Here is a 13,857-nt window from a genome sequence, read left to right on the forward strand (position 1 = left end):
GCCGATCAGGCTGTAGCGTATGAAATTTCTCTTCAGGCCGTCGGATCGATACCGTCGCGCAGTAGTCCAAGTCCCAGTAAACTGTCATTTTTTCCGAATCCTTCTTTGCGAGGTTTATGCATGACTATCAGTCCTTTTGCGGGCAAGCCGGCACCAGCCCAGTTGCTGGCGGATATCCCGCGACTGGTCACGGCCTATTACACCGGCCAGCCTGATGCAGCGATCTCCACTCAGCGCGTGGCTTTTGGTACCTCCGGGCACCGTGGCAGTTCGTTCGAACTGAGTTTCAACGAGTGGCATGTGCTGGCTATCAGCCAGGCCATTTGCCTGTACCGCGAAGCTCAGGGCATTACCGGCCCCTTGTTTGTCGGCCTGGATACCCATGCATTGTCGACGCCAGCCGGTGCCAGCGCCTTGGAAGTACTGGCGGCCAACGGCGTGCACGTGATGCTGGCCGAGGGCGACGAGTACACGCCGACGCCGGCGATTTCCCACGCCATCATCTGCTATAACCGTGGCCGTACCAGCGGCCTGGCGGACGGTATTGTGATTACACCGTCCCACAACCCGCCGCAAAGTGGCGGCTACAAGTACAACCCGCCTAACGGTGGCCCAGCCGATACTCACGTCACCAAGTGGATCGAAGCCAAGGCCAACGAACTGCTTGCCAACAAGCTGGCCGGAGTCAAGCGCATCACTCACGCCCAGGCGCTCAAGGCCGACACCACCCATCGCCATGACTACCTCAACAGCTATGTGGCCGACCTGATCAATGTGATCGACATGGACGCGATCCGCAGCGCCGACCTGCGCTTGGGCGTGGATCCGCTGGGCGGAGCAGGGGTGCGCTACTGGTCGGCGATTGCCGAGCACTACCGTTTGAACCTGGAGGTGGTGAATACCGAGGTCGACGCCACCTTTCGCTTCATGAGCGTCGACTGGGACGGCCAGATTCGCATGGACCCGTCCTCCAGCTATGCCATGCAAAGCCTGATCGGTCTCAAGGAGCGTTTCGACGTTGCCTTCGCCTGCGACCCGGACCACGACCGCCACGGCATCGTCACGCCTTCCGGTGGTTTGCTGGCGCCCAACAACTACCTGGCGGTGTCCATCGACTATCTGTTCCAGAACCGCCCGGACTGGCGTGCCGATGCGGCCGTGGGCAAGACCGTGGTCAGCAGCGGCCTGATCGACCGCGTCGCCGCGCGCATCGGCCGTCGCCTGTACGAAGTGCCGGTGGGCTTCAAATGGTTTGCCGATGGCTTGTTTGAAGGTTCGTTGGGGTTTGGCGGCGAAGAAAGCGCCGGTGCCTCGTTCCTGCGCAAGGACGGCAGCGTGTGGAGTACCGACAAGGACGGCCTGATTCCGGCCTTGCTGGCCGCGGAAATGACCTCGCGCAAAGGCCAGGACCCAAGCCAGATCTACCGTGGCTTGACCGATGCCCTGGGTGAGCCGTTCGCCATTCGCGTCGATGCCAAGGCCACTCCCGCGCAAAAAGCCCTGTTGGGCAAACTATCACCGGAGCAGGTGACGTCCACGCAATTGGCCGGGGAGAGCATTCAACAGATCCTCAGCCATGCGCCGGGCAACAACCAGGCAATTGGCGGTTTGAAAGTCATGACCGAAAACGGCTGGTTTGCCGCACGGCCTTCGGGCACTGAGGACATCTACAAGATCTACGCCGAGAGCTTTATCGGCGAAGAACACCTCAAGCAACTGGTGGAAGAAGCGCAGGTGTTGGTAGACGGCGCAATCAGCCAATAACTGACACTGTATGTAGGAGCGAGCTTGCTCGCGAAAAACGTCAACGATAACGCGTGCTTCCTGAGTGAACGCGGTGCCGGTGAGTTCTTCGCGAGCAAGCTCGCTCCTACATGATCAGGCCAGGTCCACCAGCACGATTTCGCTGTCCTCGATTGCGGTCACCCGCAACACTTGTTCATCCTCAACCGCCACGCCGTCCCGCGCCTGTGCCCGCACACCATTGACGTCAATCACGCCCGTGGCTGGCACCAAGTAGGCACGGCGACCGCTGTCCAACCGGTACTCCGCGCTTTCCCCGGCCTTCAGGTTCGCGGCCACCAAGCGTGCATCGGCACGAATCCGCAAGCTTTCACTGTCGCCAGCCTTGCCGCTGGCCAGCGTCACAAAGCCCTCGCGGTTGCCTTGCGGAAACGGTTTGGCGCCCCAGGACGGTGGCAAGCCGGCTTCATTGGGAATGATCCAGATCTGAAAGATCTTGGTTGGCGTGGCCTCCAGGTTGTATTCGCTGTGGGCAATGCCGGTTCCCGCGCTCATTACCTGCACATCGCCGGCTTCGGTGCGGCCTTTATTGCCCAAGTTGTCGGCATGGCTGATCGCCCCTTCGCGCACGTAGGTGATGATTTCCATGTCGCGGTGTGAGTGCTGGGGAAAGCCGCTGCCGGGGGCGATGATGTCGTCGTTCCACACCCGCAGGTTGCCCCAGTGCATGCGCTGGGGGTCGTGGTATTCGGCAAAGGAAAAGTGGTGATGAGCGTCAAGCCAGCCATGGTGGGCGCCGCCCAGGCTGGTGAAAGGTCGAAGTTCAAGCATGATCGTCTCCTGTTGATGAGCCCATCATCCCGCAGCGCATGATCGATAAAAAGCGTAAAAAATGCCGGTTTATGATCCGTTTTTTCGATGATTATTCCCGGTGTTCACTTTCACTTCATCGCCTAACTGCATGACAGCAAAGCAATTGGCTGGAACTGAGCGGCGTTTCCGGCGACCATGGCGCCTTGGTCAAAACAAGCTCACCGCAGGAGTCCGCGTGTCGCAACAACAGCCTGATCTGCCCCCCGAACTGCGCCCCTTGGCTGAAATGCCGCTGCTGAAACGGCTGGCTGCGCGCCTGTTCGGCCATGGCCTCACCCGTTTGCGCGCGCAGCACAGGTTTTCCTGGTTACATGGCCAGGCCGACGGTTTTCGCAGTGGGCATGAGGCGGGCGTTGAATACGGTTACCGCGAGGGTAAAGCTGATGGCATCGAGGAAGGCCGGCAAGTCCTGCTGATTCGTGACTTTCGCCCTGATGAGCACAGCGCACCAAGCATAGATGACAGCCTGTTCGACGACTGGCGATTGCCGCTCACCGCGGAGGTGAAGAAGCGCATGAAGGCCGATGTCGCGCGCCTGCTGCCAGCCCATGCGCAGCCAAGCGCGGCGCAATGGAAGATGATTTTCAGCGACACCCCCTCGACCTCGGTGATTGCGGGTGCTGGCGCCGGCAAGTCGACGTCCTTGGTGCTGCGCATCCTGCTGCTCAGCCATTACCTGGGCTTTGAACTGAGTTCGATGACGGTGGTGACGTTCACCCGCGAGTCGCGCAAGGACTTCATCAACAAACTCATGGAAATTCTCAGCCTGTGGGGCCAACCCCTTGGCAGCAAGGAAGCCCAGGCGGTGGTGCGCACCTTTCACTCGCGCATCCTGCCCATGGTGCGCAGCCTGCCGGGCTTTGAACGGCTGCAGGCTTTTGAGAACCTCAGCGATGGTTTTGAAGACGCCGACAGCAACGCCTTCGACCTGCGTATCAGTGACGCCCAGCGGCAGCAGATGAACGCTTGTTATCACCGCTTGTATGGTCGCCATCAGCGTTTTCGCGAGTTGATTGCCCCCTTGGCCCGTCATGGTCTCCAGCTCAAAGAGCTAGAACGCGATCATCCGGACGTGCAAAAGCGCATGGCCGTGACTGAATTGGCGGCCAAGCGCGATGAAGAACTCTGTGATGTGATCGAAGACCTATGGTTTCGCGCCGGTGCCTGGCCGATCAAGGGCATCGAACCCAGCCGTCAGACCTTTGAAATCAACGGCGGGCAATTTCATTGCCACGGCTACATCCGGGAGCTGGATGCCTGGGTGGTGCTCGGGTTCGATGGGCGCGAAAATTCTCAAATCAGTCGGCCGAACTCGAAACTCTCGGTGCGCGCGGAATGGGCGGTAAAGCGCACGTTGTTTCAAGCTTTCTGTAATAAGCCACTGATATGGCTGGATAATTACGAATCTTCAAAGCGTCTTTTGAGCAGCCTGGGTGGCGATGCCACGGCCGGGCCGGGCTTTGATTACAAGGTCAAAGGTGAACTCGCTTCGGCCCCCCTGTTGGACAGTTTTGTCATGGCGGCCGGGTTTATCGAGAACCTCGGCCTGGATGTGCCTACGGCGGTTGGCCAGATGAGCTTCGCCAAGGACGACCCGGACCGGCTGTTCTTCGAGGCCCTGAGCATCTTCTGGAAGGCCCTGGAAGATCACCTGTTGGAGCAGTCGCCGCCGATCATGACCTACAACCGGATGTTTTCCCTGTTTGGTGAAAACACCCCTGAGAACCTCAAGCTGCTGAGTGATCCCTTGCTGCGGCCGATGTCGCACCTGATGATCGATGAATTCCAGGACGTATCGCCGCAGATCGTGTCCTGGATCCGCGCCAGCCTGCGGGAAATCCGCAGCCGCGGGCCGGCCATGCACGTCGGGCGAGGTGCGCAACGCTCATCGTTGCTGTGCGTAGGGGACGACTGGCAATCCATCTACGGCTGGCGTGGCAGTTCGCCCAAGTACTTTATGGAGTTCAACAAGGAGTTCGTTTCGCCCAGCACCACCCGCGTGATGCTGGGGGAGAACTACCGTAGCCACCAGCACATCATCGACGCTGCCGAACATATCGTCCGTAGCGCGCCGGCCATCCCGGGCAAAAAGGCCAGGGCCAGCGGCGAGCCCAAGACGCTGGTGCCCGTCACGGTGTTGGAACGTGACGACGCGGCACTGGCGCAGCGGTTGCTGGAGCATTATCAGCGGGGCGATTCGATCCTGATGCTTTATCGAAGAAGTAGCGATAAGTTATTGATTAGAGAGCATATTCAGTCTGTCATTAATGTGGATTCTAGCTTGGCGCCTCAGGCGCGTAGGTTGAAACAGCTGACGTATCACAGTGCCAAGGGGCTGCAGGCGGACGCGGTATTTTTGCTGGGCGATTGTCAGCATGTCACCAGCTCGCCGTACAAGAACCAGGTGTATCGCATGGCGGGCTTGGGTAAGGATGGCGACAGCGAGCCTTATGACAATGCCCAGAGAGACGAAGTGTTGCGACTGGCCTATGTGGGGATTACTCGAGCGGTCAGCCATTGTTATTGGTATGTGGAAAAGCCGGAAGGCCAGGGTGTGAATGTGCCCAGGGCGTCTGAGCGGGTGGATGGCAGGAAGGTGTTTTTTGATGATCAGCGTGCAGTGAAGGGGGCTGGCTGACCTTCGATGAAGGCCCGACGCCGACGCGTCTCTACCTGACAACACGGGGTCGAACATGTGGGAGCTGGCTTGCCTGCGATTGCGGCCTGACAGTCAGCACAATTGGATTGTGTACATATCCATTCCTGCGGTAACGGCCACTTAGGGTTCCGCTCTTACAGCGGGTCACTTTTGTAAAAGCCCAAAAGTAACCAAAAGGCCTTCGCCCCACCACTCGGCACCTCGCCTAGGCTCGGTGTGCCCGAACGCAGGCCTGAATCCGTGGGCCGCCGCCACGCGCCATCCATGGCGCGGGGCGGCTAACCCGGCGTCCTGCCGGGTTACCCACGAATTCAAGCCTGCGTTCGGCCAGCGTGGTTTAACGGGGCGCCTGAGATCAAGATCAAAAGCAGATCAAGATCAAGACCAAGAGCGGCTCGCTTCGCATCGTGGTTACCGTCAAAGTGGGCGTTATTACGCTATTGCCGCCTCACGCCCGCAACGAAACCGGCGGCACGAAACTCTCCAATTCATCCTCCACTGCCTCGATGATGCGCTCCACATCAGTCGCGTTCATCACCGTAGCGCAAGGGATCCCCGCGATGGCGATCAATGTCTCGCCGCTGGCCCGGTCGAACAGGCGGGCGATCATGCTGCCGGGGGCGTCCATGCTGCCCTCGAAGCCCATCGGGTGAAAATGCCAGCGCATCAGCTGGCAGGCGTTGGGAAATGTCACTTTGTTCATGTTGCCCACCTTGTTCATTGAGCGCTTCCTTTAGCTCGCGGCAGGGGCCAGGACCTTCACTGGTCATGACAGCTAAGGGCTTAAAAATAGCATTCGTTCGCAACTGCAAGGTGACTTTTTTCGGCCCGTTCGGCGGTTCTTTCGCCTGGTTTTGATATAGATCATGTCCTACAAAGGAATAGGCAAAAGGCCATTAGTCAGACGCTCAATCTGACCATTGAAGGCAAGGGTAAACTTCGGCATTCTCAAAAATTTTCCCCGCCGTAGAGCCCGATATGTCCGACATCGCTCCAGACGATGAGTGTCACAATTCCCACGCTACCGGCGCGCTGGTGCTGCGCCATCACCTGTGCTGGCGACATCGCGATCTGGACGGGGTGATGGCTTACTACCACCCCGAGATCCAGTACCACGATTTCTTCCAGAACCGTGTGGTGGGCTATGCCGAGTTGCGCGAGTACTTGCAGGCCAGCATGCCCCGTGAGGCAGATGAAGCGATTGAGCACACTGATCGCATCCGCGCCGATGGCGATACCGCGTTTATCCAGTACCGCATTACCTTGCGTGGCGGCCAGGGCCTGGTGTCGTTTCGTACCAGTGAGGCCATTACGGTGCGCGACGGGTTGATCTGGCGGGTGCATGAATATGCGTCCCTGGTGCACGAGCAACCGACCCAGGCGCTGCGTACCACGGTCAGCCGCCTGGGTTTGTCGCCCCAGCAGTTGGGTTATATGGCCAATGACCTGCAACAATATTTCGAGCGTCAGCAGCCGTACCTGGACCCGGACTTGGACCTGCAGCGGGTCGCCAAGGCCTGTGGCTACAGTCGCAACCAGATGTCCTACCTGCTGAACCAGGTGCTGGGGCAGAGCTTCTATCGCTACGTCAACCAGGCGCGACTCCAGCATGTACTGGCCGCGCTGGACCACGCCACCGCGCCGGTCAAAGTCGATGAGTTGGCCTTTGCCGCCGGTTTCAATTCACTCTCGGCGTTCTACAGCGCTTTTCGCCAGCACACCGGGCAATCGCCCAAGGCGTACCTCAAACAAATTTCTGTGCGTGCACGCGCGCAAGACAGCCCCTGACGCTGCACTCTAGGATCGGCCCTATCGAACCGAGGTAGGGGAACCTGGCATGCCGGCATGGCGCAGTATCAGTTTATGGATGGACCAGTTGGACGACCCGCTGGTAGCGCGCCCGTCGCTGGAGCACGACCTGGACGTCAATGTGGCGATTATCGGCGCCGGCTATACCGGCCTGTGGACCGCCTATTACCTGAAGCGCCAGGCCCCTGAGCTGAAAATTGCAATCATCGAGGCGCAAACGGCCGGTTTCGGCGCATCCGGGCGCAATGGTGGCTGGTTGATGGGCAACCTCTTGGGAGAAGACCGTCTGCTGGCTGAGCTTGCCCCCCAGCAGCGTCGCGCTTCGTTTGACCTCTTGCATGGCATTCCTGATGAAGTGGCACAGGTGCTGGTCCGCGAAGGCATTGACTGCGACTACCGCAAAGGCGGCGCCTTGTATTGCGCCGCACGCTACCCCGAGCAGGAAGGCAGCCTGCGCCGCTATCTGGACAAGCTGTACGCCCAGGGCCTCACCGAAGACGACTACCGCTGGCTCAGCCCGCAGCAATTGGCCGAGCAGGTCCGCATTGCCAAGCCTTATGGCGGCATCTATGCCCCCCACGTCGCGACGATCAACCCAGCGAAGCTGGTGCGTGGCCTGGCGCGGGCGGTTGAAAGCCTGGGCGTGACCATTTACGAAAACAGCCCCGTGACCCATTGGCAGTCCGGCAGCCTGCGCACTGCCAAGGCCTGCGTGCGCGCCGCCTGGGTGGTGCCTGCTGTCGAGGGTTACGCCAATACCTTGCCGCCGTTGGGCCGCTACCAGTTACCGGTGCAGAGCTTGATTGTCGCCACCGAACCGCTGCCGGCCAGCACCTGGGAGGGCATCGGGCTCAGCCAGGGCCAGGCCTTTGGCGAGAGCAGCCGACAAGTCACCTACGGCCAGCGTACGGCCGACAATCGCCTGGTGTTCGGCGCCCGTGGTGGCTATCAATTTGCCGGCAAGTTACGGCACAACTTCGACCTGACGGACAGCGAAGTAGAGTTGCGTCGCTACCTGTTTGGTGAACTCTTCCCACAGCTGAAAAAGGCCAGGATTACCCACTCCTGGGGCGGCAACCTGGGCATGTCGCGCCGTTTTCGTCCGCACATGCTCTGTGACCACGCCACTGGCATCGCACTGTCCGGCGGTTATGGCGGGGAGGGCGTGGGCGCCACCAACCTCGGCGGCCGCACCCTGGCCGACTTGATCCTGGGCCGCGACACCCCGTTGACCCGACAACCCTGGGTGATTCGCGAAGGCGGACTCCAGGCGCTCAAGGCCTGGGAGCCGGAGCCGTGCCGCTGGCTGGGTTACAACGCGATCATTCGCAGTTTTGTCCATGAAGACCAGGTGTTGGCCAACCCCAACACCCCCCCCTGGCGCCGCAAGCTGGCAACCGGCGTTGCCGGTTTCATGGAAGGCTTCATGCACTGACTCGTTCCACCCACAGGGGAAAACCCATGAGCATTACGCAATTCAAAGACACGCTGAACACCGCTCTGCCAGATTCATCACCGGTGGCGGTGCCCCTGGGCGCGCCCATCGCCGTGGCCTCGACCCTGAGCGTGGAGCGCAACGACGGGGTCGAGACCGGCATCTGGGCCTGCACCCCGGGGCGCTGGCGTCGACAGATCAAGTCCCAGGAGTTTTGCCATTTCATCCAAGGGCGCTGCACCTTCACGCCCGACAACGGGGAAACCCTGCACATACAAGCCGGTGACGCACTGATGTTGCCAGCCAATAGCACCGGTATCTGGGATATCCAGGAAACCGTGCGCAAGACCTACGTCCTGATTCTGTAACGCTTTGATCCTTGATCGCCTGCCATAAAAACAGCCCTAAAACCGCCAGGAAATCGAACCATGAAAGCCATTGCCCTGTTGCCCTTGATGTTGCTGGCTACTATCAGCCAGGCCGCCGAGACCGTGAAGATCTATAACTGGTCGGACTACATCGCACCGGATACCACCAGGAACTTCCAGAAAGACACCGGCATCGGTTTCACCTATGACCTGTACGACAGCAACGAAACCCTCGACGGCAAGCTGATGACCGGTAAGTCGGGCTACGACGTGGTGTTTCCCTCCAACCATTTCATGGCGCGGCAGATCCAGGGCGGCGCCCTTAAAAAGCTCGACAAGAGCCAACTGCCCAACTGGAAAAATCTCAACCCGGTGCTGCTCAAGGCCGTGGAAAACAATGACCCTGGCAATGCTCACGGCTTTCCGTACCTGTGGGGCAGCACCGGCATTGGCTACAACATCGACAAGGTCAAGGCGGTACTCGGCGACGACGCCCCGGTGGACTCCTGGGACTTGATCTTCAAGCCGGAAAACATGGCCAAGCTGCAAAAGTGCGGGGTCGCCATCCTCGACAACGGCCCCGAACTGCTGCCAGCCGCGCTCAATTACCTGGGCTTGCCGCACCACAGCAAAAAAGCCGAGGACTACAAGAAGGCCGAAGCCCTGCTGATGCAAGTGCGGCCTTACGTGGCGTATTTTCATTCCTCGAAATACACCGCCGATCTGGCCAATGGCGATATCTGTGTAGCCGTCGGTTTCTCCGGCGACATCCTGCAGGCCGAAAGCCGCGCCAAGGAAGCCGGGAACGGCGTGAATATCGGCTACAACATTCCCAAGGAAGGCGCGGCGATCTGGTTTGACATGGTCGCCATGCCCGCCGACGCGCCGGATGAGAAAGCCGGCTATGCCTTCATGAACTATCTGCTGCGCCCCGACGTGATGGCGAGTGTCACCAACTACGTGCACTACGCTAACGGCAACGCGGCGGCCGACAGCCTGGTAGACCCGGCGATCAAGGCCGACACCAAGGTGTATCCGAGCCCGGAGATGATGGGCAAGCTGTTTGCACTGCAAGCCATGCCGTTGAATATCGACCGGGTGCGTACTCGGGTATGGAATACCATACGGACGGGGCGTTGACAGGCGCCAACCACGCTTTCAGCTCGAATGAGGTTTATGGGTTCTCCAGGTCATGCCCCAATGACTGGATGAATAGTGAAAACAACTCGGGCTGCGACGAAATGTCCAGCTTGGCGTACAGATGCCTGCGGTGCACTTTTACGGTGTCCGGCGAGATCTTCAAGCGTTCGGCCATGGCCTTGGAGGAGAACCCACGCAACACCAGCCGGGCGATTTCCAGCTCGCGGTCCGACAGCACACCGCTGCCGAAATGACTCAGGGCATCGCGAATCTGGCTGTCCATGGCCGGTGCCCGCTGGGTGCTTTGCTGCCAATGCTGGTGCATGAGCGGCAACACCCACGCCGACAGCGTGGTCAACAGCCCGGTTTCTTCGAAGCTGAAGCGCCGCTGCATGCCCAGCGACAGCGACAGCGTGCCCACGCCGGGCAGTTGCAGGATCACTTGCACTTCGTCTTCCAGCACATTGTCGTGGAAGTAATTGAGGAAGTACTCACTCTGGCGAAAATGGTCCGGCGCCACTTCCTCCAGGCGGTATACGCCGCTGGCATAGTTTTCGCGGCAAGCCTGGTAAAACGGGTCGAGCAGGTACAGGCCGTTGAGGTACACCAGCATCGACGCCGGCTTGCTGCTGGGTTGGGCGTCGTACTCCTCCAGGGCCTGGGGCGGGCCATCCAGCGGGTAGAAAATCGCCAGGGCATTATCGAAGGGCAGGCACTGATGCAATAACAGTACCAGTTGCTTCCAGAACCGCTCGGTGCCGATCTGTGACAGGGTGCGGCCCAACCCCGCGTGCATACCGATTTCCCGGAACAGGCTCATCTCAACATCCCCACCCTCAAATGATCGGCCAAGGGTTAGGCTTCTGCTGGGCACCGTCAAGGGGAGTACGCCAATAGGGGAATTGGCCGGCAGCCCCACCAGCCGATAACGTCGACACTGTCCAACGGGAAGCATATCCCGAGGAACAATCATTTTTCGTTTCTGCCTCACACCAAAAACAACGACAGAGGATAACGATATGAGTGCCACCCCCGCGCCCGATGGCGTGCTCAAGCCCACCCTGAGCGTCTTTGATGTCGTGGCGATTACCGTTTCAGCGGTAACGCCGGCCAGTTCCGTCTTCGTGATCGCCCCGTTTGCCATCCAGCAGGCGGGCAGTGGCGTGTTCCTGGCGTTTGTGATGGCGGCGTTGCTCGCGTTGATGTTCGCCTTCTGTTACGCCGAACTCGGCCGCGCCCATAACAGCGCCGGCGGCGAGTATGTGTATGCCAAGCGCGTGTTTGGTGGCATGGCCGGTTACGCCACCTTCCTGACGGTGTTGGTGATGTTGCTGTTTATCCCGCCGGTATTGGCGACCGGTGCGGCGACTTACCTGAATAACGCCCTCGGCACGACATTCGATTCGCAAACCGTCGCCCTGGTGATCGTGGTGTGCAGCTACGCCCTGGGCATCCTCAACATCAAGCTCAACGCCTGGATCACCGGCACCTGCCTGCTATTGGAAGTGGCGGCGTTGCTGGTGATTGTGGTGATCGGCTTCGGTAACCCGGTGCAACCGGCCAGTGTGTTGTTGCAGCCGCAGATCGTCGAAAACGGCGTGTTGCACCTGGCACCCTGGGCCTTGGTGATCGGCGCCGTCGGCATCGGCCTGTTCTCGTTCAACGGCTACGGCCCGGCGGTGTTGCTGGCCGAAGACATGAAGTGCGGCGGCAAGGGCGTGCACAAGGCGGTGCTATGGTCGTTGGGGTTGGTGGTGGTCATCGAGTTGGTGCCGATCACCGCGCTGTTGATCGGCGCGCCGTCCTTGAGCGAGATGATCAGCAGCCCCGACCCGATCGGCTATCTGTTGACCAGTCATGGCAATGAAACCTTGTCGCGGCTGGTGAGTGCCGGGATTTTCCTGTCGGTGTTCAACGCCATCGTTGCCATCGTGATCCAGATTGGCCGCGTGGTATTCAGTAGCGGTCGCGATGCGCTGTGGACGCCGAGTATCAACAAGCTGTTCACGCGTATTCACCCGCGCTGGGACTCGCCGTGGCTGGCGACGCTGTTCCTGGCGATACCCTCGGCGCTGTTGAGCTTCAGTTCTAACCTGGCCGACCTGACCTCGTTCAGCGTGCTGCTGATCATGCTGGTGTACCTGGTAGTGGCGCTGAGCGCGCTGATGAGCCGGGTGCTGCTGCGTGATCGCGAACATCCCTATCGCATGCCGTTATGGCCGCTGCCGGCATTGCTGGCGGTACTGGGTGCCGGTTACCTGCTGGTCACCTTGATCCTGGAGGCCTCGGTACGCGACATCATGATTATCATCGGCTTGCTGGCCCTGTCGGTGATCTTGTATTGCATCAGTGGCCGGTTGAGTCCGGCGTTCCAGAAACTGTAAGGAGTGGGTATGCGTGCACGTCAATTGGGCATTACGTTGGGGTTGGGCATGCCCGGCGAATTGAATGCCATCACCGATGTTCCCGGGGTTCGCGTCGGTCACTCGACGATCAAGGCCTGTGTGGACGGTAAGCAGGTGCGCACCGGCGTCACGCTGGTCCAGCCGCGTGCCGGGGAAGCGCGGCAGCAACCGTGTTTTGCCGGCTACCACGTGCTCAACGGTAACGGCGACGCCACGGGCCTTGAGTGGATCAGCGAGGCGGGGCTGTTGACCACGCCGATGGCCATCACCAACACCCACAGTATCGGGGTGGTGCGCGACAGCCTGATCGCCCTGGAGCGCGAGCGCCTGGCGGACCCTGCGGTGTACTGGTGCATGCCGGTGGTCATGGAAACCTACGATGGCCTGCTCAACGATATCTGGGGCCAGCACGTGCGCCCAGAGCATGTGCGCCAGGCTCTGGACCAGGCTGAAAGCGGCCCGGTGCAGGAAGGTGCGGTGGGCGGTGGTACCGGCATGATTTGCCACGAGTTCAAGGGCGGCATCGGCACGGCGTCACGGCGGTTGCCAGCAGAGCAGGGCGGCTGGACTGTCGGCGTACTGGTGCAGGCCAACCATGGCAAGCGCCAGGAGCTGCGGGTCGATGGCTACCCGGTGGGCCGTCACTTGATGGACATTGCTTCGCCCTTTGCCGAGCGAGGCACCCCCGGCATGGGCTCCATCGTGGTGATCATCGCCACGGACGCCCCCTTGCTGCCCCACCAATGCCAGCGCCTGGCGCAGCGCGCGTCCATCGGCATCGCGCGTACCGGCGGCGGCACCGAAGATTCCAGCGGCGACCTGTTCCTGGCGTTTGCCACCGGTAACCGTGATTTGCCACCGGCCGACTATGGGCGCAAGGACCTGCCCCTCAGCACCGGGTTGCAGATGGTCAACAACGACCATATTTCGCCGCTGTTCAGCGCGGCGGCAGAGGCGGTGGAGGAGGCGATCATCAACGCCATTCTGGCAGGTGAAGACATGACCACCCAAGACGGCGTCGAGGTGCCGGGCCTGGCTGGCGAAACCCTCTTGGCAGCCCTGCAACAGTGTGGCTGGAGTATGTCCCGGTAATGGGGGACAGCGCACTTTAATAGTGCGAATAGTGGCTCTTTAATGTTGCTAATGACACCGTGACAATATATTGGATCCATTAATCAAGTGAGCCGTTCGCTTAGAGCGGCTTTACTTGTATTTAATATTTAAATAGTGGTGTGCGCCGATTCGGCCACATAAACGCAACGGCCCCCAATAAACACTGCGTGGGACTTCTGCAACTTCAACCTGCGTCACAATTGTGCGATGGAAATAGATGTAGACGAAAGATTTCAAGTTGTGTCAGTTTTCTTACGCCTTCAAAAGAGGTGAGTGATAGGACTATCCTCGCCCGCGAGGTTCCTATCGAAC

Annotated in this window: 11 protein-coding genes; 8 read left to right on the forward strand and 3 right to left on the reverse strand. The window is 60.0% G+C overall.

What is annotated here, in order from left to right; genetic code table 11:
- The first annotated feature begins 120 nt into the window (after positions 1-120).
- Complete coding sequence (pgm, locus tag ACP7CZ_RS25380) at positions 121-1,764, forward strand: phosphoglucomutase (alpha-D-glucose-1,6-bisphosphate-dependent) (RefSeq protein ID WP_198791624.1); 1,644 nt, start codon at positions 121-123, stop codon at positions 1,762-1,764.
- Between the two features lie 114 nt (positions 1,765-1,878).
- On the opposite strand, the gene ACP7CZ_RS25385 is transcribed toward pgm, so the two are convergent.
- Complete coding sequence (locus ACP7CZ_RS25385; RefSeq protein ID WP_054922186.1) at positions 1,879-2,574, reverse strand: pirin family protein; 696 nt, start codon at positions 2,572-2,574, stop codon at positions 1,879-1,881.
- Between the two features lie 217 nt (positions 2,575-2,791).
- Between ACP7CZ_RS25385 and ACP7CZ_RS25390 the strand changes: the two genes are divergently transcribed.
- Positions 2,792-5,254, forward strand: coding sequence for a UvrD-helicase domain-containing protein (locus ACP7CZ_RS25390; protein WP_294165712.1), 2,463 nt, complete (start codon positions 2,792-2,794; stop codon positions 5,252-5,254).
- A 469-nt stretch (positions 5,255-5,723) separates the two neighbouring features.
- Here ACP7CZ_RS25390 and ACP7CZ_RS25395 read toward each other — a convergent pair whose 3' ends face one another.
- Complete coding sequence (locus tag ACP7CZ_RS25395; protein WP_127882153.1) at positions 5,724-5,996, reverse strand: DUF1652 domain-containing protein; 273 nt, start codon at positions 5,994-5,996, stop codon at positions 5,724-5,726.
- A gap of 257 nt (positions 5,997-6,253) precedes the next feature.
- Between ACP7CZ_RS25395 and ACP7CZ_RS25400 the strand changes: the two genes are divergently transcribed.
- The 4 genes from ACP7CZ_RS25400 to ACP7CZ_RS25415 are packed head-to-tail and all read left to right on the forward strand — an operon-like array spanning position 6,254 to position 10,027.
- The gene (locus ACP7CZ_RS25400) at positions 6,254-7,063 is read left to right on the forward strand and encodes a helix-turn-helix transcriptional regulator (RefSeq protein ID WP_034127703.1); all 810 of its coding nucleotides are present in this window, start codon (positions 6,254-6,256) and stop codon (positions 7,061-7,063) included.
- 49 nt (positions 7,064-7,112) lie between these two features.
- Positions 7,113-8,519, forward strand: coding sequence for an NAD(P)/FAD-dependent oxidoreductase (locus ACP7CZ_RS25405; RefSeq protein WP_034127702.1), 1,407 nt, complete (start codon positions 7,113-7,115; stop codon positions 8,517-8,519).
- Between the two features lie 26 nt (positions 8,520-8,545).
- A complete protein-coding gene (locus ACP7CZ_RS25410) occupies positions 8,546-8,887 on the forward strand; it encodes a cupin domain-containing protein (RefSeq protein WP_034127701.1) in 342 nt (113 codons plus the stop codon).
- Positions 8,888-8,947: 60 nt separating this feature from the next.
- Entirely contained in the window at positions 8,948-10,027 is a 1,080-nt protein-coding gene (locus ACP7CZ_RS25415; RefSeq protein WP_198791620.1) for a polyamine ABC transporter substrate-binding protein, read from the forward strand.
- Positions 10,028-10,061: 34 nt separating this feature from the next.
- Here the strand turns inward: ACP7CZ_RS25415 and ACP7CZ_RS25420 are convergent, their stop codons facing one another.
- The gene (locus ACP7CZ_RS25420; protein ID WP_054898104.1) at positions 10,062-10,847 is read right to left on the reverse strand and encodes a helix-turn-helix transcriptional regulator; all 786 of its coding nucleotides are present in this window, start codon (positions 10,845-10,847) and stop codon (positions 10,062-10,064) included.
- A 199-nt stretch (positions 10,848-11,046) separates the two neighbouring features.
- Between ACP7CZ_RS25420 and ACP7CZ_RS25425 the strand changes: the two genes are divergently transcribed.
- Entirely contained in the window at positions 11,047-12,411 is a 1,365-nt protein-coding gene (locus ACP7CZ_RS25425; RefSeq protein ID WP_089041650.1) for an APC family permease, read from the forward strand.
- A gap of 9 nt (positions 12,412-12,420) precedes the next feature.
- Positions 12,421-13,524 (forward strand): P1 family peptidase, encoded by a 1,104-nt coding sequence (locus tag ACP7CZ_RS25430; protein WP_054922195.1) that lies wholly within the window; start codon positions 12,421-12,423, stop codon positions 13,522-13,524.
- Positions 13,525-13,857: the final 333 nt, after the last annotated feature.

The organism is Pseudomonas sp. DWP2-2, assembly GCF_049897065.1.
Lineage (GTDB): Bacteria > Pseudomonadota > Gammaproteobacteria > Pseudomonadales > Pseudomonadaceae > Aquipseudomonas > Aquipseudomonas paracarnis.

Excerpts from the sequence above, each read along its gene's own strand:
- ACP7CZ_RS25425 (WP_089041650.1), top strand. The coding sequence starts at position 11,047 with ATGAGTGCCACCCCCGCGCCCGATGGCGTGCTCAAGCCCACCCTGAGC.
- pgm (WP_198791624.1), top strand. The coding sequence starts at position 121 with ATGACTATCAGTCCTTTTGCGGGCAAGCCGGCACCAGCCCAGTTGCTG.
- ACP7CZ_RS25405 (WP_034127702.1), top strand. The coding sequence starts at position 7,113 with ATGCCGGCATGGCGCAGTATCAGTTTATGGATGGACCAGTTGGACGAC.
- ACP7CZ_RS25400 (WP_034127703.1), top strand. The coding sequence starts at position 6,254 with ATGTCCGACATCGCTCCAGACGATGAGTGTCACAATTCCCACGCTACC.
- ACP7CZ_RS25395 (WP_127882153.1), bottom strand. The coding sequence starts at position 5,996 with ATGAACAAGGTGGGCAACATGAACAAAGTGACATTTCCCAACGCCTGC.
- ACP7CZ_RS25385 (WP_054922186.1), bottom strand. The coding sequence starts at position 2,574 with ATGCTTGAACTTCGACCTTTCACCAGCCTGGGCGGCGCCCACCATGGC.
- ACP7CZ_RS25410 (WP_034127701.1), top strand. The coding sequence starts at position 8,546 with ATGAGCATTACGCAATTCAAAGACACGCTGAACACCGCTCTGCCAGAT.
- ACP7CZ_RS25415 (WP_198791620.1), top strand. The coding sequence starts at position 8,948 with ATGAAAGCCATTGCCCTGTTGCCCTTGATGTTGCTGGCTACTATCAGC.
- ACP7CZ_RS25430 (WP_054922195.1), top strand. The coding sequence starts at position 12,421 with ATGCGTGCACGTCAATTGGGCATTACGTTGGGGTTGGGCATGCCCGGC.
- ACP7CZ_RS25420 (WP_054898104.1), bottom strand. The coding sequence starts at position 10,847 with ATGAGCCTGTTCCGGGAAATCGGTATGCACGCGGGGTTGGGCCGCACC.